The sequence below is a fragment of the Paraburkholderia sp. Ac-20340 genome, assembly GCF_017104965.1.
Classification (GTDB): Bacteria; Pseudomonadota; Gammaproteobacteria; order Burkholderiales; family Burkholderiaceae; genus Paraburkholderia.
The window spans coordinates 71,306-90,784 of record NZ_JAAGPR010000025.1; the positions used below are offsets into that span (position 1 = coordinate 71,306).

Sequence of the window (19,479 nt, forward strand, 5' to 3'; positions counted from 1 at the left end):
ACTGTCGACGACCGCACACGTAATTAAGACTTTTCGGATATGAATCGGACTTAATCGAGATCACTTTATCGTATCTGGGCGACAACACCTGTTGCCGAGGTTCGTTGGAGTGAACGATGCGAGACGGTATAGCCTGGCGCGTGCGCTTGCGCCTTAACAATACGAAGTGTTCGGGCAGTCAGTTCCCGGTCTGGGCTCGCGCATGACCGCGCTGCAATGGCACATGCTGAGCATGCGCGGCCCCGCCCTGCCGGAACGCCCAACCGTCAATTCGCGCGGGCGGCCGCATGATGAAAGCGTATTGATTCCGCGAAGGATTGTCGGGCGCGAAGGCATCGGCAAGCTGTTTGAATATCGCGTGGAGGCAACGGCTCGCGCGAGTTTCCTGCCGATGGTTTTCGACGAGGACGAGCGCACGCGGATCGATCTCGATCGGATTGCCGGGACGCCGATCTGGCTGACGATTGATCTTGAGCGCGTTGAAGATTCGCGCGACGCCACGCGCATTGTTACGTCGAGCAGCGGCGCGGGTGTGCGCGAGATTAACGGCATTGTGGCGTCCGCACGCGTGCTGGGCCGGCAAGGCGACGATAACGTCTATGAGTTCGTCGTGCGGCCCGTGTTCTGGCTCGCTTCGCTGAAGGTGAATTCGCGCGCTTTCAGTGGCTCGATCATCGATATTCTTCACGACGTTATCAGCCCGTATGGGCCGATCGAATGGCGTATCGGCGAACTCCATCATCCGCAGCGCGACATGATCCGCCAGGCGTGGGAAAGCGATTGGGTTTTCTTTTTGCGGCTCTGCGAAGAATGGGGCTTTGTCGTCTGGTTCGAGCATCGCGACAAAACGCATGTGCTGGTTATCGCCGATCACGTTGGCGCGTATCGCAGGCACGAGCGTGCGTATGCTTCGCTGCGCTATCACGCGGGCGGTGGGCATATCGACGAAGAACATATCGATGCGTTCACGCTTTCCAGCACGGTTACTGCGGGCAAGGTCACGGTTCAGGACCATAGCTATAAGACGCCGCGTCTGAGCCCGAATGCCATTGCGTTTCGCGAAACCTATGCGCAGCCGCGTAATACGGCGAATGCCGCTCAGGAAATCTTCACGCGCGCCGAATTCGCGCAACCGAACAACCGGCGTTGTGCGCACTATGACGAAACCGGTTGGCGTGACGATGCGCGGTATCTCGCGCGTGTAAAGCTGGAAGCGTTGCGCGCGACGGGTTTGCGTGCAGAAGCGCGTGGTGCGTTGCGTGGGATCGAAGCTGGCAAGACTTTCACGCTGACGCACTATCCGTATGCCGCGGCGAATCGCGAGTATCTGGTTACGGGTTGCGAATTGGACATTTGCGCGACCGGAACGACTTCCAGTACTGCGCGCGAGTATGTCATTACGAATTCGTTCGATCTTCAGCCGCTGGATGAGCCGTATCGTATGCCGCAGATCACCCCCCGGCCGGTGATTGGCGGGTACGAATACGCGGTCATTGTCGGCCCTGACAATGCCGAGATTTTCGTCGATGAAATGAATCGCGCGCTGGTGCAGTTCGATTGGGATCGCGATGGAAAATTTGACGGCAGATCGTGTATCTGGGTGCGGCTCGCGACGTCATGGCATGGGAATGGGATGGGCACGGTGGCGCATGCCCGGTGCGGTCAGCAGGTATTGATCAGCTACGTCAATGGTGATCCCGATCGTCCTGTTGTCGCCGCTTTTATGGTCGACGAATGTAATCCGGTGCCCTGGAAAATGCCCGTGAATCACGCGCTCACGGGCATCGTGAGCAAGAGCCTGGGGCTGGGTGCGCAGACCAATCACCTCGCGCTCGACGACACGCAGGACCGCATGCAGGCGCAACTCGCAAGCGATCACGCCAAATCGAGTTTGAGTCTGGGCTATATCACGCGTATCGATGGAAACGCGGGTCGGCAGGATGCGCGCGGGGAAGGTTTTGAACTGCGCACGGATAAACACGGCGCGATGCGTGCTGCGCTTGGGCTTTTGCTGACGACGTGGGGACGCACTCGGGCATCGGGCAAGGTTGCGGAGATGGGTGAAACCATCGGCAAGCTGACTGCGGCGCGCGATATTCATGAAAGCGCTGCGCGGGAGGCGCAACGGCATGGTGCGCAAGACGCCCTCGCCGATCAGGCAGAAGTGACCGCGGCAATCAAGAGCGCCAACGCCAGGTTGAAAGGTCAGTCCACGAATCAGCGCGATGCGTTCCCGGAGTTCGAAAGTCCCGACATTGCAATATCGAGCGCCGATAACCTGCATTTCAGTGCGGCGGGTAGCACGCATATTGCCAGTGAGCACCATACGGCGTTGACGACGGGCGGCCACGTTTCCATAGCTGCCGGAAAATCTTTGCTCGCCTCGGTGCGGGAAAAGATCGCTTTTTACGCGCAGAAGGCGGTGACGGTTATCAGCCCTGGTCGCATCCGTATCGAATCGCAAAGCGACAACCTTGACCTGATTGCCGATCGGGTCATCAATATCCTGAGCGCGAAAGACGAAATCCGCTTGACGGCGAGGCGCATCGTATTCAATGGCGGCAGTTCCGAAATCGTCATTGACGCGTCGGGAATTATTGGCCGCACTAACGGGAAGTTTCTCGTGCACGCGGCCGATCACTCTACCGATAAGCCACAGTCGGTTCCCGAGCGCGCGGCGATGACCAGCATCCACGACGCGAAAGTAGTAGATCACTACAGACTGCCCGACAGCGGGTCTGGCTTGTTGATATCGAATCAACGCTACCGGATCAAACTTGGCGACGGCCAGGTCATCGAAGGCATTTCCGACGACCACGGTGAGACGTCTTTAGTGTTGAGCGACAGCATGCAGATTGCTGAAGTTGAATACTTGAGAAAGGATGGATCGGCTATGGCAATTCATTATCCAATGCTCGTGAGAACGACAGAATCGGCTTTTAACCCTAATGAGGATAAAACGTGATCGACGAAAATAACCCAGACGTTGATTCAACACACAAGATTGGTCCTTACATTCTTCGAAAGGCAAAACCAGGACCAACTTCTGCGGGAATTGAGCCCACTTACACACTATGTACGGCCGATCGATGGGGTATGCGCTATTCAGACCGCGACCCCGATCGACGCGGACAACTCATGTATCCAGTCGCGCGCGACTATGCAAGAGCTATACAGAATCTCTTCATCAATCAGGTTCAATGGGGAAATGCGTATTTTGGCCCGGCCGATGCAACACCCTTGGTCCGGCTGACATGGCCGGTCAGCCAGATACAGAGCACGCAGCTATTTGGGCTAATCGAGCCCATCATGACAGCTTCTTTGTCCAGCCCGAAGGGTGGATTTGGCATTCCGGTCCCGGCGGTTCCATTGATCAATCAATACACGCCCCACGATAGTGGCGAGCAAGGGTGTTTCTCGATCAATATTTGGGAGATGGATTTAAATTTTGGAAAACTTGAAAATACTTTCAACATTCAAACCGTATCGAAAGATTTATCCGGTAGAAAAGAACAGACTAGATGGATCAGGGAGTTAGCAGACACGATTTATCACGAATCAAGACATTGCCAGCAGTTTTTCTGGATGTATGCCTTGGTTCTGCAACACCCGGACTCCTTTTATCCAATAAGTCACATAAAGGAATGGCCATATATCTACGCCAGTGTGAATGGCGCTAAAAACAAAATTGTGGACTTGGTAGTAACCCTCGCATCACAGGCATCGCTACCCGATGACACTGCCGCCTTGATAAGCCTCAAGAGGATGGCGGTTGGCAGCTATTTTTCAATCCTCGCGGCCTATCAAAGGACTTCATACATTCCAACATTTTTTCAAAATCGGGAAGAATTCGATAGCGAGTTCAAGAAAACCCGAGCAATGGCAGTCGATCTTTTGCAAAACGTCGGTCTGGGAGGCACGGCCATCGATGTCGACGCGATGATCACAGAACCGTGGAACTGCCGTACCGACTACACCGAGCGTCCTTGGGAAAATGATGCGTTTTTTTGCGGCGATATGGCAACGGCGTACTGGCAGGAAGGTATGGGACTGCTGCTCAAGACTTATCCTGCTGATCAGTGCAGTCACGCTTATGAGCTCTCTTATACCTACGATAAGCGCAGCAGCGCAAACAAAGAACAGTGACATGCAAAAAACACAGATGACAGAAGAGCAGCAATCGAAGTTATTACATTTGACTGCGTTAGGACTTCAATGGGTCAGGGGCGATATCGAATTCTCCAAAATTGAAAAATACCTGGGTGAGCCGACACTTCGATCGGATCAACTCGGAAAGGTCGAATACTTTTATTTTATCGACAACATCATGAGCATCACTTTCACGTGGTACCGAAACGACTCAGATGAACTTCACGAACCTAGCCTCGGAGATTTCAATATAAAAATCGAGAAATATGTTGATACAAATATCCCATACGAAACCTTCGACACCATTGGTTTGAATCGCGTACAGCGTGGCGCGAGGATAGATGCAAGTCACGTTGAGAAGCGAGATTTTTTTGCCCCGATTGGTGTGCTGGAGATGACTAATGCCCTACCCATCAATTCAGTATCCTTCTTGTATAGCCAGTTGATGCCAGAGAATTCTCCCTATGACATCTACGCAGGCTTCAACTATCTGGCAGATCTCTTTCGGGAAACAGGTCCGTGGGATTTGAGCATCGTGCGCAAAGCCGTGAATCTTCGAAAAGTGAGTATCGTTCGAATCCACAGGTATCCGTAGTTCGTTGACGTTCTCGCTCCCCACCTCGCAATGGAAATAGAAAAACTAATGGCATGGCGACTGCGTACTGGCAGGAAGGTATGGGCCTGCTGCTCAAGACTTATCCTGCTGATCAGTGCAGTCACGCTTATGAGCTCTCTTATACCTACGGTAAGCGCAGCAGCGCAAACAAAGAACAGTGACATGCCAAGGACACAGATGACAGAAGAGCAGCAATCGAAATTATTGCATTTGACTGCGTTAGGCCTTCAGTGGGTCAGGGGCGATATCGAATTCTCTAAAATTGAAAAATACCTGGGTGAGCCGACACTTCGATCGGATCAACTCGGAAAGGTCGAGTATTATTATTTTATCGACAACATCATGAGCATCACTTTTACGTGGTATCGAAACGACTCAGATGAACTTAACGAACCGTGCATTGGGGATTTCAATATAAAAATCGAGGAAAATGTTGATACAAATATCCCATACGAAACCTTCGACACCATTGGTTTGAATCGCGTACAGCGTGGCGCGAGGATAGATGCAAGTCACGTTGAGAAGCGAGATTTTTTTGCCCCGATTGGTGTGCTGGAGATGACTAATGCTTTACCCATCAATTCAGTGTCCTTCGTGTATAGCCAGTTAATGCCAGAAGATTCTCCGTATGATATCTACGCAGGCTTCGACTATCTGGCAGATCTGTATCGCGAAACGGGTCCGTGGGATTTGAGCATAGTACGCAAAGCCGTGAATCTTCGTGAATTGGGTATTGCGCGGCTCGACAGGTATCGGTAGTTCGTTGACGTTCGCGCTCCCCACCTTGCAATGGAAATAGAAAAACTAATGGCATGGCAACTGCGTACTGGCAGGAAGGCACTGACCTGCTGCTCAAGACTTATCTTGTTGATCAGTGCAGTCACGCTGATGAACTCTCTTTTACCTACGATATTCGCAGCAGCGCAAACAAAGAACAATGACATACCAAGGACGCAAATGACGGAAGAACAACAATCGAGATTATTACAGTTGACTGCGTTAGGCCTTCAGTGGGTCAGAGGTGATATCGAATTTTCCGAAGTCGAAAGATACCTGGGAGAGCCGGAACTTCGATTGGATCAACTCGGAAAGATCAGATATTTTTATTTCCCCGATAACATCATGAGGATCACTTTCATGTGGTATCGAAACGACTCAGATGAACTTCACGAACCTAGCCTTGGGGATTTTAATATAAAGATCGATGACAAAATTGAGACAAATATCCCATACGAAACCTTCGACACCATTGGCTTGAATCGCGTACAGCGTGGCGCGAGGATAGATGCAAATCACGTTGAGAAGCGAGATTTTTTTGCCCCGATTGGTGTGCTGGAGATGACTAATGCCCTACCCATCAATTCAGTCTCCTTCTTGTATAGCCAGTTGATGCCAGAGAATTCTCCCTATGACATCTACGCAGGCTTCAACTATCTGGCAGATCTCTTTCGGGAAACAGGTCCGTGGGATTTGAGCATCGTGCGCAAAGCCGTGAATCTGAGAGAGGTGAGTATCGTTCGAATCAACAGGTATCCGTAGTTTTCGCATCAGCCCGGCCGATTTCGCGCTGGCACCGAAACGCGCAAAGACTCGCAAACAAATCGCACGCGCAGCCGCTTCAACCAAGCCCTAACGCTCCCGATTCTGTAAAGAATCGTCAATTCCCAGAGACCCCGTCAACGCCTCTTACCACCTGCTCGTTAGCACGACAGACGCACCTCGCGTCCATCAATCAAACACGCCAACTCCGCTCAAGAGGAACACCATGAAAAAATCGTCGATCGCCGTTTTGATTTCCCTCTCCGCGTTCGCGGGCATCGCATCGGCGCAAAACGCCGAAAACGGCATTCAGATGAGCACAGACCCGGCACGCGCCGCGCAGATCGAAGAACACGCCCGCAATGTGCAGGCACAACCCTCGACCATGCAATTCGACGAAGCATCGGATTCCACGCGCGCTCCGGCTCAACATGCGAAGGGCAAGCACGCCCACAATGCAAAGCACGAAAAGCACGAAAAGTCGAAGTCCAAGGCGAAGAAGGCCCACGGCCGCAAGGCTCAGAACGCACAGTAAGCATCGGCGCGTTTCGGCGGGAGTGCTTCCTCTCCCGCCACGCAACACAATGAATTAATCAGGATTGCCAATATACGCAATCAGCAAAAGCCGCAACGACCCAGTAGCACCCACAGTCAGTTACACGGCTCCACGCGCGCATTCTGCGCGTCCTGCGGCAACGGCATGGCAGAAGCAGGCAAACCAAAAATCGCGTCGAAGATCAGATTGAAGATATACGCGTAGACGAGAAAGAACACCGTCAGGCCGATGTCCATCAGAAAGGACTCGGCCAGCGAGACGCGCAGCGTCAGCGCAATCATCGGCACGAGAAAGATCACCAGGCCGCCCTCAAAGCCGATCGCATGCATGATGCGTCGCAAAGGGCTGCGCCCGCGTTTGGTTTGTCGCGCTTCCCAGCGCTCGAACAGCCAGTTGTAGACAGCGTTCCACGTCACCGCGACCAGCGATGTCAACACCGCCGCCGCGCCCGCATGGCTTGCGTCACTCCCCGCAACCGAGGCAAAACTCGTTCCCGTAATGAGGATGCCGAGTCCCTCGAACAACGTGAGATAGACGACCCGGCGCTTGATGCCCTGCATGGCCCGCTCCGTTCTGTAACGCGTGAGTGGATGGAAGCGTCGATACTACACGAGCGCGAATAACCGCAGCGCGGCTGCGGTTATCGGCGTTTTCAGGCGCTTTACCGCGCTATTCGATGCTTAAACCAGTTCGGTAAATACCGCTTCCGCACTCAAACGCGACTTCGGCAGTTTGGCGTTGAAGTCGTCGGCACTGCGGTAGCCCAGACCCACGACGACGATCGACGTCAGGCCGCGCTCAGCCAGGCCCAGTTCTTCGTCCAGCGCTTTCGCGTCGAAACCTTCCATCGGGCAGGCGTCGATTTCAAGCGTCGATGCGCCGATCAGCAGCGTGCCAAGCGCCAGAAACGCCTGCTTTTCCATCCATGCCGACAAATCATCGCGCTCGCGATGCAGATTGACGTAGAAGCCACGCGTGTTCTGCTGGACCGTCTTCGCCTCGTCGCTGGCAAAGCGGCCATCGGCGGCTTCCTGCTCCAGCACGGCGTTCAGGTGCGCTTCGTCCATATCCTTGCGCACGCACAGCACCAGCACGTGCGAGGCGCGCGTGACCTTCGCTTCGTTATAGGCATAACCCGGCTGCATCGACTTCGCGACGCGGGCGCGGGCGGCGTCGCTTTGCGCCACCACGAAATGCCACGGCTGCGAGTTCACCGACGACGGGCTGAAACGGATCAGTTCCTTGAGTTCATCGATAACAGCGGCGGGAATCTTGCGGGCGGGATCGAACGATTTGGTGGCGTGACGGGCCTTGGCGAAGCGGGTGAGATTCAACGACAAACTCCTGAAATGAGGCGGTAACTGGCAAGGCCGGTATCCTACCAGCCTGGGCCATTTCGCGTGCAGGCGCGCCACGCTCCCCGCACGCAGGCCGCACCAATACTTGAGGATTTCACCATGCGCCAGGCCATCCACCATCTGCACGTCAACGCGCGCTCGCGCGGATTGACCGAATTCACGCAGGAAGTCCGCGCTTTCGTGCGCGAAAGCGGCATCGGCATGGGGTTGCTGACGCTGTTCTGCCGGCATACTTCGGCGTCGCTGCTGATTCAGGAGAACGCCGATTCCTCCGTGCGCCGCGATCTCGAACGCTATTTCGACGAACTCGCGCCCGAAGACCCGCAGCGCTACGAGCACGACACCGAAGGCCCCGACGATATGCCCGCGCATCTGCGCACCGCGCTCACGCAGACGCAGCTTTCGATTCCGGTCGAGCGTGGCGCCCCGCTGCTCGGCACCTGGCAAGGGATTTACCTGTTCGAGCATCGCCGGCACGCGCACACGCGCGAAGTCGTGCTGCACCTGCTTGGCGAATGACGCGCGTCAGCCGCGCAGCCGTGACAAACCAAGCCGCTCCGAGCAAAGCGGCCTTGCAAGCGCTATGCTTGCGTCTGCTCTTTTCCCTGCAACCGATTACCCTTAACCGACCAACCATCGAGGAATATTCATGAAACAGTCCGCCGGCTCCATGATCAGCTTCAATCGCCCCGACGGCAAAGCGCTGCAGGGCTACCTCGCCACGCCCGAAAAGACCGAAGGCGCGCCTGCCATCGTCGTGATCCAGGAATGGTGGGGCTTGAACGACCAGATTCGCGGCGTGGCCGACCGCCTCGCGCAGGCCGGCTACTACGCGCTCGTGCCCGACCTCTATCGCGGCAAGCACACCGTCGAGGAAGAAGAAGCCCATCACCTGATGACCGGCCTCGATTTCGGCGACGCCGCTTCGCAGGACATCCGCGGCGCCGTCGATCACCTCAAGACGCTGACCGACCGCGTCGGTATCACCGGCTACTGCATGGGCGGCGCGCTCACGCTGCTGGCCGCCAACCAGATTCCGGGTCTGTCGGGTGCCGTCGTGTGGTACGGCTTCCCTCCGCTCGAATACCTCGACGCAAGCAAGATCACCGTGCCGGTGCTCGGTCATTGGGGCACGCAGGACGGCTTCTTCAAGATCGAAACCGTCGACGAACTCGAAAAGAAGCTGCATGACGGCGGCGTGAATGTCGAATTCCACCGCTACCTGGCGTACCACGCGTTCGCCAACGAAACGGCCGTCGGCCCGGGCCGCATCGCGCACACGCAGTTCGATCCGGTCTGGTCGCAGCTCGCCTGGGACCGCACGCTGACGTTCTGGGGCCGCACGCTCTGGAAGCAGGCTTAAGGTTTAAAACGCTGCTCGCATCGGTTAATGTCGATGTAAAAGCGTGCCGATGTAAAAAACGCGGCGCACGTCTTGAAGGCGTGCGCCGCGTTGGCTTGATCCGCAGACAGACTGCCTAGTGCGTGCGCCCTGCCGCGCCATCGAGCAGCGCAATTTCACGCTCGCTTTGCAGCACCGCCTTGCGCTCGCCTTCCGCATCGATCGAACGGGCGAGAATCAGATACGCAAGCGCCGAGACCAGCAGACCCACCGCCCAGGCCACATCCACGCCGCCGATGCGCGCCGCCAGCGGCCCGGTATAAATCCCCGGCAGCACGAAGAACGGCACCGTCGAGGCGAAACCCACCGCGTAGGCAATCAGGCCACGCGCGCCCCACGCACCGTAAAGACCGTTCGGCGTGAAGAGTTGCGTGATGGCATAGTGACCGCGGCGCACGAAGAAGAAGTCGACCAGGTTCACCGACGTCCAGGGCACCAGCAGATACAGCATGATCGTGAGCGCCGCAAACAGGATGTCGATGGCGTTACCCGAAAGCGACAGCGAGATCACCACCCAGACGAGACCGAGCGTCAGCACGGTGATGACGCGCACCGTCGACGTCGGCTTGACGGGTTTGAACGAATCCACCGCCGTGACCACCGTGAGCATCGCGCTATACGCGTTCAGGCCCATCGTCGCGACCATCGCGCCCACCGAGGCCAGCGAGATCAGCACGCCGAAGCCGCGGAACATCGCGTTGCCCGCATCGTAGAGCGCCACGAGACCGTCCGAGGCACCCAGACGCGTCGCCAGCCACGCACCCAGCGCGATCAGCCAGATCGCCGAAGCCGATGCGCCGATAAACACGGCCGCGATAATCGCACGCGGTTTCGTGTCGCGCGGCAGATAGCGCGAGTAATCCGACACATACGGCGCATACGTGATGTTGTAGCTCGCGCTCGCGGCAAACTGCGCGGCAAACGCCACCAGCGAGAAGCCTCCCGCGTGCACGACGCCCGCCTTGACGCCCTCGGCGCCGAACACGATCCACAGCGTAAGCAGCACGTAAAGCGGCAGGCTCGCCACCAGCAGCCACTTGAATACGCGATGCAGCCAGTCGTGCCCGTAGATCGCCAGCGCCAGCGCGATCAAGGCGGTCACAACGGTCACGATCGTCGGCGACCAGCCGAAGATGCCTTTCACGCCGCTCGCCATCAGCACGGTATCGACCACATTGAAGCCGATGAACGTGAACAAGGTGGCGATCAGGATCAGCACCACGCCGCGATAGCCGAACTGCGCACGCGACTGGATCATCTGCGGCAGGCCCAGATGCGCGCCCTGCGAGGCGTGAAACGCCATAAACAACGTGCCGAACAGAATGCCGAGCACGCCCGAGAGAATCGTATAGCCGAGCGACAGTCCCATGCTCGGCCCCACGAAACCAATGGCGATCGTGAAGAACTGGAAATTGCCGAGGAACCAGAACGGTCCCTGGCCTGCCACGCTGCCGTGACGTTCGTGCGCGGGAACATAATCGATCGAGCGCACTTCGATCTTGCGCCACTTGCCGCTCTTCGCGTTGGGCGCATCGGCGCTTTCGGACGGCGAAGGCGGCGCGGCGGCGGGCGATGCCCAGCCATTGAGGTTATCGGTGCTCATCTGTCTCTTCCCGTGGATTCCAATTGGCGCAGCGCGTTACGACTGCGGCGGATGAGCAGCGCCTGCGCGCGCCCGAATGACATGTTTGATTTCCTGGTAAGCGCGCACGCCCCAGGGACCGAGTTCGCGGCCCAGACCGCTCAGCTTGCGCCCGCCCCAACCCGTCTGCGGGAAAATCACTTGCGGCGCGTTCACCCAGACCGTGCCCGCTTCGCAGGCGTCCGATACACGTGCGGCACGCGCCGCGTCCGCCGTCACCACGGTCGCGACCAGACCGTAATCGCTATCGTTGGCCAGCGCGATGGCTTCGTACTCCGTATCGAATGCGCGCACCAGCGCCACCGGCCCGAAAATCTCCTCGCGCCAGAGCAGGTTGTCGGGCGCGACGTTCGTGCAGACCGTCGGCGCGACGAAAAATCCAGCGCTTTGCTGCGCGGCAGTCGTAGCGCCGCAGACGATGCGCGCGCCCTGCTCCTTGCCGCGCGAAAGCATGCCGATCACCCGTTCGCGCTGCGCGGCGCTGATCAACGGACCGACGCGCACATCGGCGTCATTGGGCGCGCCCACCACGGCGCTGCGCGCCAGCGCCACCAGCTTGTCCACGAACGCATCGTGCAAGGCGCGCGCCACCAGCACGCGCGAGGTGGCCGAACACATCTGGCCAGCGTTGAAGAACGCGCCATTGAAGGCGAGTTCGACGGCTTCGTCGAGATCGGCATCGTCGAATACGATCAGCGCCGATTTGCCGCCCAGTTCCAGCGAAACGCGCTGCATCCGTTCCGCGGCGGCGCGCATGACGGCCTGGCCCGCCGCCGTGCTGCCCGTGAACGAGACCTTCGCCACGCCGCGATGCGAAGCCAGTTGCGCGCCCACCTCGCGGCCGCCCGCGACCAGATTCACCACGCCCGCAGGCACCTCGGCCGCCGTGACGATATCCACCAGCGCGCGTTCGGCCAGCGGCGTCAGTTCCGACGGTTTGATGACGACCGTGCAGCCCGCCGCCAGCGCAGGCGCCAGCTTCCACGCCGCGGTCACGAGCGGGAAATTCCACGGCACGATCAGCGCGCAGACGCCCACGGCTTCGTGGCGCACATCGGCTTCGAAAGCGGCATCGGGCAATGCCACCGGCGCGCGCTCCACCACGCCGCCTTCCACACACAACTGCGCGTAGTAGCGGAATGTGGCGATGGCGTCGCTCACATCGAGTTCGGCTTCGAAACGCGGTTTGCCATTGCAACGCATCTGCAGATCGACCAGCGTGCGCGTATGCGATTCGATACCTTGTGCGATGCGCTCGAGCCATTCGCCGCGCTGTGCGACCGGCGTGGTGCGCCAGCCGCGCAACGCGCGCGCCGCCGCGGCCACCGCTTCATCGACGTCATTCGCCGATGCACCCGAGACACGCGCATAAGGCTGCGCGCTGCAAGGATCGACGAGTTCCAGCGGCGCGCCCGCACCCTGCCGCCATTCGCCGTCGATAAACACGCCCGGCTCGACGGCCAGCGTCAATTCGCCAACGGCGGAAATCGATTCGCGCTTCATGCACACACCTCGCCTTCGTTCACCGCATCATGCACGGCCGCGCAGGCGTGCGGAGACAGATGCTCGTGCACCGCCAGCCACTGGCCGTCGCGACGCGCGAATGCAATGGTCTCGCGTTCGTCGAGCGTTTCGCTGCCGGCGTGCGTTGCGACCTGCGTACGCACGTTATGCACGAACAGCGCCACATCGCCGAACGATTGCACGCTGCGCGAGCGCGATTCGCAGCCCAGCACGCGAAAACCGTCTTCGCGCTCCCACTGGCGCCACAGCGTTTCATAAGCGGCGCGCGTGGGCAGCGGCTCGCTCACGTGATGGAACACAAAGCTCGCGTCGGGCGCGAAGGCCGCGAAATACGCATCGCGATCGTGACGCGCGAAGGCATCGATCAAGGCGTCGGCAACGGCCAGCACCTGAGTTTCTGTGTCGCGTTCGGTCTCGCTCATGAACACTCTCCGGGGAATTCGTCTGATTATGTTTTTTAGTTCGGATGGCGAATCATTTGGGATTCGCCTCGCGTTCATAGGTTTTTACGCGCGATACGCGACGCCCGGCAGCACACACAGCATCTCGAAGGCGAGATTGGCGGCCAGCAGCGCCGTCGTGCCTTGCGGGTCGTACGGCGGCGACACTTCCACGAGATCCGCGCCCACCAGATTCAGCCCGCGCACGCCGCGAATGATTTCCAGCCCTTGCGGCACGGTCAGACCGCCAATTTCCGGCGTGCCCGTACCCGGCGCAAACGCCGGATCGAGACCGTCGATATCGAAGCTCAGATACACCGGGCCATCGCCCATCTGCTCGCGTACTTCCTTCATCAGCGTTTCGAGCGAGCGGTTCCAGCAGGCTTCGGCCTGCACCACGCGGAAGCCCTGGTCGCGGCACCAGTCGAAATCGTCGGCGTGATAGCCGGTGCCGCGCAGACCGATCTGCACCACACGGTCGCAATCGAGCAGACCTTCTTCCACCGCGCGGCGAAACGGCGTGCCGTGGGCGATCTTCTCGCCGTACATGGTGTCGTTGACGTCGGCGTGCGCATCGACGTGAACCACGCCGACCTTGCCGTACTTCTTGTGCATCGCGCGCAGGATCGGCAGCGCGATCGTGTGATCGCCGCCCAGCGTCACCGGCTTGCAGCCGCCGGCGATGATGCCGTCGTAAGCTGCTTCGATATCGGCAATCGCCTTATGAATGTCGAAGGGATTGATCGCCACATCGCCGATATCGGCCACCTGCAGCGAATCGAACGGCGCGGCGCGCGTGGCCATGTTGTAGGGACGCAGCAGCACCGATTCGGCGCGGATCTGGCGCGGGCCAAGGCGCGCGCCGTTGCGGTTGGAGGTGCCCAGATCGAACGGCACGCCGACGAAACAGGCGTCCAGCCCCGCGCTGGTTTCGGCGATCGGCAGGCGCATCATCGAGGCGATGCCGCCAAAACGGGGCATGGCGTTGCCGGAGAGCGGCTGGTTCAGCGTGGTGTTGCGGGAATCGTTCATATCCGTAAAAACCCTGTAAACATCGATCGGAGCAGTGGGTTCAAACCCAATGCTGGCAATGCTAGAGGGAAAAAATTTTGGATAAAATGATGGGCTGATGATGTTTACATCTATCCGGATCAATGTAAGAGGTTCCCATGCTCGCCAACCTGACCGATTTCGACCTGCGGCTGATCCGCGTTTTCCTCGCCGTGGTCGACGCGCGCGGGCTGACGGCCGCCCAGGCGGCGCTCAATGTGGGGCAGTCCACCATCAGCACGCAGTTGTCTTCGCTGGAAACGCGGCTGGGCTTCCGGCTATGCGAGCGCGGGCGCGGCGGCTTCAGGCTCACGGCCAAGGGCGAGCGCTTTGCCATGTCGGCGCGGCGGCTGCTGGTGGCCGCCAACAGCTTCTGCGCCGAAGCCGCGAACATGGACCGCCAGCTGGTGGGCGAGCTGAATCTGGGCCTGATCGGCCATACGCCGTTCAGCCAGAACGCGCGCATCAGCGACGCCATTGCGCGCTTTCGTCAGCGCGACCAGGCCGTGCGTTTCAATATCCAGATCCGCTCGCCGGGCGAACTGGAGGAACAGGTGCTCAACGGCAAGGTGGATATCGCGATCGGCTATTTCTGGCACCGCGTACCTAGCCTCGATTACACCGCGCTCTTTATCGAGCGCCAGTATGCGTATTGCGGCGCGCGCCATCCGCTGTTCGAGCGCGCGGGCGAAGCCGCGACGATCGGCGCCGAGGAAGCCGCCGCCTGCGAATGGGCGTGGCGCAGCTATCCGCTGCCGGAGGCGCAGCACTCGACCCACGAACGCAACGTCACCGCCATCGCCGACAATATGGAAGCGGTTGCGCTACTGATTCTCTCGGGACATCACCTGGGGTATCTGCCTGTGCATTTCGCCAAGCCTTATGTCGATGGCGGATTGTTGCGCGCCGTGAATCCGGCGGCGCTGCGTTACGACGTGACGTTTCATATGGTCACGCGCCGCGCGCCGCATGCGGGCGACATCCAGCGCGCCTTTATCGACGATCTGCGCGCCGTGCATCTGAACGAGATGGCGCCGGAAGCCGCGGTGTAGTGCGCGGCATCGTCGAGATCGTCTGGCATGCGTTTAACGTAGAATCGGCTTGGCAAGAAACAATCGATAGTTCGCACTCCCCGCTATTCTTTTCGCTGTTCATGCGTCTTTGCCAACGGAGCCATCATGACGCCACTGCTTCAGCATCCTGCGTTCCTTTTCATTACCCTGATTGTCTGCTTGCCGCTTGCGTCCGCACTGGGCGCCGTGATATTGCACCGGCGCGTGCCGCTCTCGGATGAGGCGCGCGAAAACTATAACGTCGTGCAAGGCGCGACGCTCACGCTGCTGGCGCTGTTGATCGGCTTTACCTTGTCGATGGCGGTGAGCCGCTACGATCAGCGCAAGAATTACGAGGAAGAAGAAGCGAACGCAATCGGCACCGAATATCTGCGCGCGGATCTGATTGGCGCGGATGCCGCGAAAACCAAGGCGCTGCTCGCGCGCTATCTGGAGGCGCGCATCGAGTATTACGAAGACCACGATGGCAGCGCGCTCGACAGCAACAGTCGCACGACGGCCGCGTTGCAAACGCAACTCTGGGACAGCGTGCGCCAGGCGGCGGCCACGCAACCAACGCCGATCACCGCGCTTGCCGTGGCCGGCATGAACGACGTGCTGAACACGCAAGGCTATACGCAGGCGGCCTGGCTCAATCGCATTCCCGTGGCGGCGTGGGTGCTGATGCTGATCATCGCGTTCTTCAGCAATCTGATGCAGGGCTATGGCGCGCGCGGCAATAGCGGAAGGCGCGTGCTGATGTTCGTATTGCCGATCACAGTCTCGCTTTCGCTTACGCTGATCGCCGATATCGACAGCCCGCGCGGCGGCCTGATTCGCGTCTCGCCGCTCAATCTGCTGAGCCTTCAACACTCAATGCAAACGCCTGGTTGAAACAGTCATACCGTTCATCGCCATGGTATTGACCGACATGGACGCGCTAACATGTTGCTCCCGTGCGCACGCTCGCAGCGCACGGTACGTTCGTTCAACCTGGACTCACGATGAAACTTTATTTCTACCCGGGCGCCTGCTCACTTGCTTCGCATATCGTCGCTCGCGAAGCCGGTCTCGCACTCGATCTCGACAAGGTGAATCTCGCCGATAAATCCACGGCCAGCGGCAAGGATTTTCGCGCGATCAATGCGAAGGGCTGCGTGCCCGCGCTCGAACTGGACAACGGCGAACTCCTCACGGAAGGCCCGGCGATCATGCAGTATCTCGCCGATCAAAATCCGGCCAGCGGCCTTGCGCCCGCTAACGGCACGCTCGCGCGCTATCGTCTGCAGGAAATGCTCGGCTTCATCAGCACGGAACTGCACAAGCGCTATTCGCCGCTTTTCAATCCGGCTTCGCCCGAGAGCGTGCGCGCCGATTCCATCGCCGCGCTGCAACGCCAATACGGCCTGCTCGATCAACGCCTGGCCGCGCATGAATGGCTCGTTGGCGACCAGTTCACCGCAGCGGATGCCTATCTCTTCACGGCGACCAACTGGGCCGCGCATGTCGGCTTCGATCTGTCTGCGTTCCCGGCGGTGCTCGCGCATCAGCAGCGCGTGGGCGCGCGTCCGGCCGTGCAGGCCGCGCTGGTGGCGGAAGGACTGATTCCGCAGGCTTGAGCTTAGGGTCGGGACGGCGCAAGCCCTTCACGAAATTCCGCAATAGAAGGCGCGCGCGCTGTGCATCTGCACAGTCCGTGCGCCTTCTGCGCATTTGCGCCATTTCCACTACACTGAGCCGCTGTTTCGTCATCCCGCTTCGTCACAGGACATCCCATGAGCGATCTGAACGCCTTGCCCATTTCCGGCAAGTGGCCCGCACAACATCCCGAACGCATCCAGCTTTACTCGCTGCCCACGCCGAATGGCGTGAAGGTCTCGATCATGCTGGAGGAAACCGGCCTCGCCTACGAGCCGCATCTGGTGCGCTTCGACACCAACGATCAGCTCTCGCCCGAATTCCTCTCGCTGAATCCCAACAACAAGATCCCCGCGATCATCGACCCGAACGGCCCCGATGGCGAGCCGCTCGCGCTGTTCGAATCGGGTGCGATCCTGATCTGGCTCGCCGATCGATCCGGCCAGTTCCTCGCGCCTGAAGGCCGCGCGCGCTACGAAACGATCCAGTGGCTGATGTTCCAGATGGGCGGCATCGGCCCGATGTTCGGCCAGCTGGGTTTCTTCCACAAGTTCGCGGGCAAGGAGTACGAGGACAAGCGTCCGCGCGACCGTTATGTCGCCGAGTCGCGCCGTCTGCTGGGCGTGCTGGAACAGCGCCTCGAAGGCCGCGCGTGGCTGATGGGCGACGACTACACGATCGCCGATATCGCCACGTTCCCCTGGGTGCGCAATCTGGTGGGCTTCTATGAAGCGGGCGATCTGGTCGGCTTCGACAATTTCCCCAACGTCAAGCGCGTGCTCGATGCGTTTGTCGCGCGTCCGGCGGTGAAGCGTGGGTTGGAGATTCCGGCGCGCACCTGACTGTGCGGCTACCGGGCGTATCTATCCGGTGCGTTGTCAGTCGCCGATCACGCCGAAGCTGCGCAAATCGCGCTCCAGCGTGTCCATATCGGTAAAGCCGCGCGCGTGCAGGCCCGCATCGCGCGCGCCCTGCACGTTGGTCTCGCTAGCGTCGATGAATAATGTTTGCGCGGGCGTTGCGCCAGGCTTGCCGATGCAACCGAGGTACGCCTGCGCCGCCGGCTTGACCGCGCCGAACAGCGCGCTCGGATAGATGTGGTCGCCAGGGAGCCACACGAATCCGGTTACACTGAATCCATGGACACATGCCGATACTGCGGAAAAATGCGCGACGAGTGGGATTGCCATGGCGAAACCTGCCGCACCGCCATTGCGCGTGCGCTGCGTCGTCAGCAACAGGGATTGCCGATGGTGGCCAAGGTGATCCGCAACGAGATTCCCGCCCACGCCAGCACGGGAGAAGTGATCACCGTGCTGTCACGCCAGCGGATGCGCGCGCGGCGCGGCAATGAGGAGCGCCGCGAACGCAAGGCGCTGGAAAGTGCCGATCAAACCGGCGGCCTGGACAACGTTTGAGCGGCCCGAAATCACTCAGGATGCCAAACAAAACGCAGCGCTTACGCCGGCTTGTGCCGATAGTGAATCTGCGCCGGCACCTGCAGCGATTCCGGTTGCGCGTTGCCTTCGAGTAGCGAAAACACACAGCGCAGACTATGCGCGGCCAGTTGCGCACTGTCCTGCACGATGGCGTCGATACGCAGCGGCAGGCAATCGAGCAGTTGATGATCGTCGAAGGTCATCACGCGGCCGGGCGCCTGCGCGAGCGCTTCGTTGACGAACTGCAGCACGCCTTCGAGCAAGGTAATCGAGCCCGCGAACAGCGCCTCGGGATAGCGGCCGTGCGCCTCGAACCATGCCTTCATGAGTGCATAGCCCGATTCGCGCTGGAAATCGCGCTCGAATACCCAGTCAGGCTGCTCGGCAACCCCATGCGTCTGCAACGCCAGCCGATACCCCGCCAGACGGTCGCGGCTGGCCGACAACTCAGGCTGACCGCCGAAATACACCACTTCGCGCGCGCCGCGAGCCAGCGTTTCGCCCACCAGCGTCGCGACGGTTTCGGTGGCATCGGTGACCACATAGGGAATCGCGCTCGTGTCCACGCGGCGATCGGCGAACACCAGCGGCAGGCGCTTGACCCACTTCTCGTAACGCGGCGCGTCGGCGGTGCACGGCACCACCACCACGCCATCCACCTGATGCGACACCAGATGCGCGATGCCTTCGGTCTCGCGCGCGGGGTCTTCGTCGCTCGTCACGATCACCAGTTGATAGCGATACTGCTCGCGGCATTGCGTTTCCATCGCCTGCGCGAGCGCTGCGTGCGCCGAGTTGGTGAGATCGGGAATCACGAGGCCGATCGTGTTGCTGCGCCGCGAGCGCAGCGACCGCGCCGATTGCGACGGCGTGAAGTGATTGTCCCGCGCCACCTGCAGCACGCGCTCGACCGTCGCCGCCGAAATGCGGTAGCGCTCGGCATTACCGTTGAGCACCATGCTCGCCGTCGTGCGCGAAACCTCCGCGAGGCGGGCAATGTCGTCGATGGTCAAACGCTCGAACTGGGACACGCGGTCTTCCTGCTGGCTGGAGGGTGGATCGGGGGATGAATCG

20 protein-coding genes and 1 pseudogene are annotated in these 19,479 nt (G+C 59.6%); 13 read left to right on the plus strand and 8 right to left on the minus strand.

Annotation, left to right across the window (positions count from 1 at the left end; all coding sequences use genetic code 11):
• The first annotated feature begins 202 nt into the window (after positions 1-202).
• The 6 genes from tssI to G3N59_RS26135 all read left to right on the plus strand — a co-directional run bounded on the left by tssI (position 203) and on the right by G3N59_RS26135 (position 6,839).
• Positions 203-2,965, plus strand: coding sequence for a type VI secretion system Vgr family protein (gene tssI / locus G3N59_RS26110; RefSeq protein ID WP_205985704.1), 2,763 nt, complete (start codon positions 203-205; stop codon positions 2,963-2,965).
• The gene (locus G3N59_RS26115; protein WP_205985705.1) at positions 2,962-4,146 is read left to right on the plus strand and encodes a hypothetical protein; all 1,185 of its coding nucleotides are present in this window, start codon (positions 2,962-2,964) and stop codon (positions 4,144-4,146) included. The genes tssI and G3N59_RS26115 overlap by 4 nt, the downstream gene beginning before the upstream one ends.
• A 1-nt stretch (position 4,147) precedes the next feature.
• Positions 4,148-4,744 (plus strand): hypothetical protein, encoded by a 597-nt coding sequence (locus G3N59_RS26120; RefSeq protein WP_205985706.1) that lies wholly within the window; start codon positions 4,148-4,150, stop codon positions 4,742-4,744.
• A 198-nt stretch (positions 4,745-4,942) separates the two neighbouring features.
• On the plus strand, positions 4,943-5,524 hold the full coding sequence (locus G3N59_RS26125; protein ID WP_205985707.1) for a hypothetical protein: 582 nt from the start codon (positions 4,943-4,945) through the stop codon (positions 5,522-5,524).
• 48 nt (positions 5,525-5,572) lie between these two features.
• Entirely contained in the window at positions 5,573-6,304 is a 732-nt protein-coding gene (locus tag G3N59_RS26130) for a hypothetical protein (RefSeq protein WP_205985708.1), read from the plus strand.
• Positions 6,305-6,530: 226 nt separating this feature from the next.
• Complete coding sequence (locus G3N59_RS26135) at positions 6,531-6,839, plus strand: hypothetical protein (RefSeq protein ID WP_205985709.1); 309 nt, start codon at positions 6,531-6,533, stop codon at positions 6,837-6,839.
• 116 nt (positions 6,840-6,955) lie between these two features.
• Here G3N59_RS26135 and G3N59_RS26140 read toward each other — a convergent pair whose 3' ends face one another.
• Positions 6,956-7,420 carry a PACE efflux transporter gene (locus G3N59_RS26140; RefSeq protein WP_205985710.1) on the minus strand — a complete coding sequence of 155 codons (465 nt, stop codon included), beginning with the start codon at positions 7,418-7,420 and terminating at the stop codon, positions 6,956-6,958.
• 120 nt (positions 7,421-7,540) lie between these two features.
• Entirely contained in the window at positions 7,541-8,194 is a 654-nt protein-coding gene (gene nfsB / locus G3N59_RS26145; protein WP_205985711.1) for an oxygen-insensitive NAD(P)H nitroreductase, read from the minus strand.
• Between the two features lie 123 nt (positions 8,195-8,317).
• Between nfsB and G3N59_RS26150 the strand changes: the two genes are divergently transcribed.
• Together G3N59_RS26150 and G3N59_RS26155 are read left to right on the plus strand one after the other, a co-directional pair.
• Positions 8,318-8,737, plus strand: coding sequence for a secondary thiamine-phosphate synthase enzyme YjbQ (locus tag G3N59_RS26150; RefSeq protein ID WP_205985712.1), 420 nt, complete (start codon positions 8,318-8,320; stop codon positions 8,735-8,737).
• A gap of 130 nt (positions 8,738-8,867) precedes the next feature.
• Positions 8,868-9,581, plus strand: a complete 714-nt coding sequence (locus tag G3N59_RS26155; RefSeq protein ID WP_205985713.1) for a dienelactone hydrolase family protein — start codon at positions 8,868-8,870, stop codon at positions 9,579-9,581.
• Between the two features lie 115 nt (positions 9,582-9,696).
• On the opposite strand, the gene G3N59_RS26160 is transcribed toward G3N59_RS26155, so the two are convergent.
• From G3N59_RS26160 to speB, 4 genes are all read right to left on the minus strand, one after another.
• Positions 9,697-11,223, minus strand: coding sequence for a cytosine permease (locus G3N59_RS26160; protein ID WP_205985714.1), 1,527 nt, complete (start codon positions 11,221-11,223; stop codon positions 9,697-9,699).
• A gap of 36 nt (positions 11,224-11,259) precedes the next feature.
• Positions 11,260-12,765, minus strand: coding sequence for an aldehyde dehydrogenase family protein (locus tag G3N59_RS26165; protein WP_205985715.1), 1,506 nt, complete (start codon positions 12,763-12,765; stop codon positions 11,260-11,262).
• Positions 12,762-13,208, minus strand: a complete 447-nt coding sequence (locus G3N59_RS26170; protein ID WP_205985716.1) for a nuclear transport factor 2 family protein — start codon at positions 13,206-13,208, stop codon at positions 12,762-12,764. Before G3N59_RS26170 ends, G3N59_RS26165 begins: the two co-directional genes overlap by 4 nt.
• 84 nt (positions 13,209-13,292) lie before the next feature.
• A complete protein-coding gene (gene speB / locus G3N59_RS26175; protein ID WP_205985717.1) occupies positions 13,293-14,258 on the minus strand; it encodes an agmatinase in 966 nt (321 codons plus the stop codon).
• A 137-nt stretch (positions 14,259-14,395) separates the two neighbouring features.
• Here speB and G3N59_RS26180 point away from each other — a divergent pair, with 137 nt between their 5' ends.
• From G3N59_RS26180 to G3N59_RS26195, 4 genes are all read left to right on the plus strand, one after another.
• Positions 14,396-15,328 carry a LysR family transcriptional regulator gene (locus G3N59_RS26180; protein WP_205985718.1) on the plus strand — a complete coding sequence of 311 codons (933 nt, stop codon included), beginning with the start codon at positions 14,396-14,398 and terminating at the stop codon, positions 15,326-15,328.
• Between the two features lie 126 nt (positions 15,329-15,454).
• Positions 15,455-16,222, plus strand: a complete 768-nt coding sequence (locus G3N59_RS26185; RefSeq protein ID WP_205985719.1) for a hypothetical protein — start codon at positions 15,455-15,457, stop codon at positions 16,220-16,222.
• Positions 16,223-16,332: 110 nt separating this feature from the next.
• Positions 16,333-16,947, plus strand: coding sequence for a glutathione transferase GstA (gene gstA, locus G3N59_RS26190; protein WP_205985720.1), 615 nt, complete (start codon positions 16,333-16,335; stop codon positions 16,945-16,947).
• 156 nt (positions 16,948-17,103) lie between these two features.
• Entirely contained in the window at positions 17,104-17,808 is a 705-nt protein-coding gene (locus G3N59_RS26195) for a glutathione binding-like protein (RefSeq protein WP_205985721.1), read from the plus strand.
• A 36-nt stretch (positions 17,809-17,844) separates the two neighbouring features.
• Here the strand turns inward: G3N59_RS26195 and G3N59_RS26200 are convergent.
• Positions 17,845-18,072, minus strand: a pseudogene (locus G3N59_RS26200) (HAD family phosphatase); the annotation flags it as partial.
• A gap of 33 nt (positions 18,073-18,105) precedes the next feature.
• Here G3N59_RS26200 and G3N59_RS26205 point away from each other — a divergent pair.
• Entirely contained in the window at positions 18,106-18,384 is a 279-nt protein-coding gene (locus G3N59_RS26205; RefSeq protein ID WP_205985752.1) for a hypothetical protein, read from the plus strand.
• Positions 18,385-18,425: 41 nt separating this feature from the next.
• Here G3N59_RS26205 and G3N59_RS26210 read toward each other — a convergent pair whose 3' ends face one another.
• Complete coding sequence (locus G3N59_RS26210) at positions 18,426-19,436, minus strand: substrate-binding domain-containing protein (protein ID WP_205985723.1); 1,011 nt, start codon at positions 19,434-19,436, stop codon at positions 18,426-18,428.
• Between the last annotated feature and the right edge of the window lie 43 nt (positions 19,437-19,479).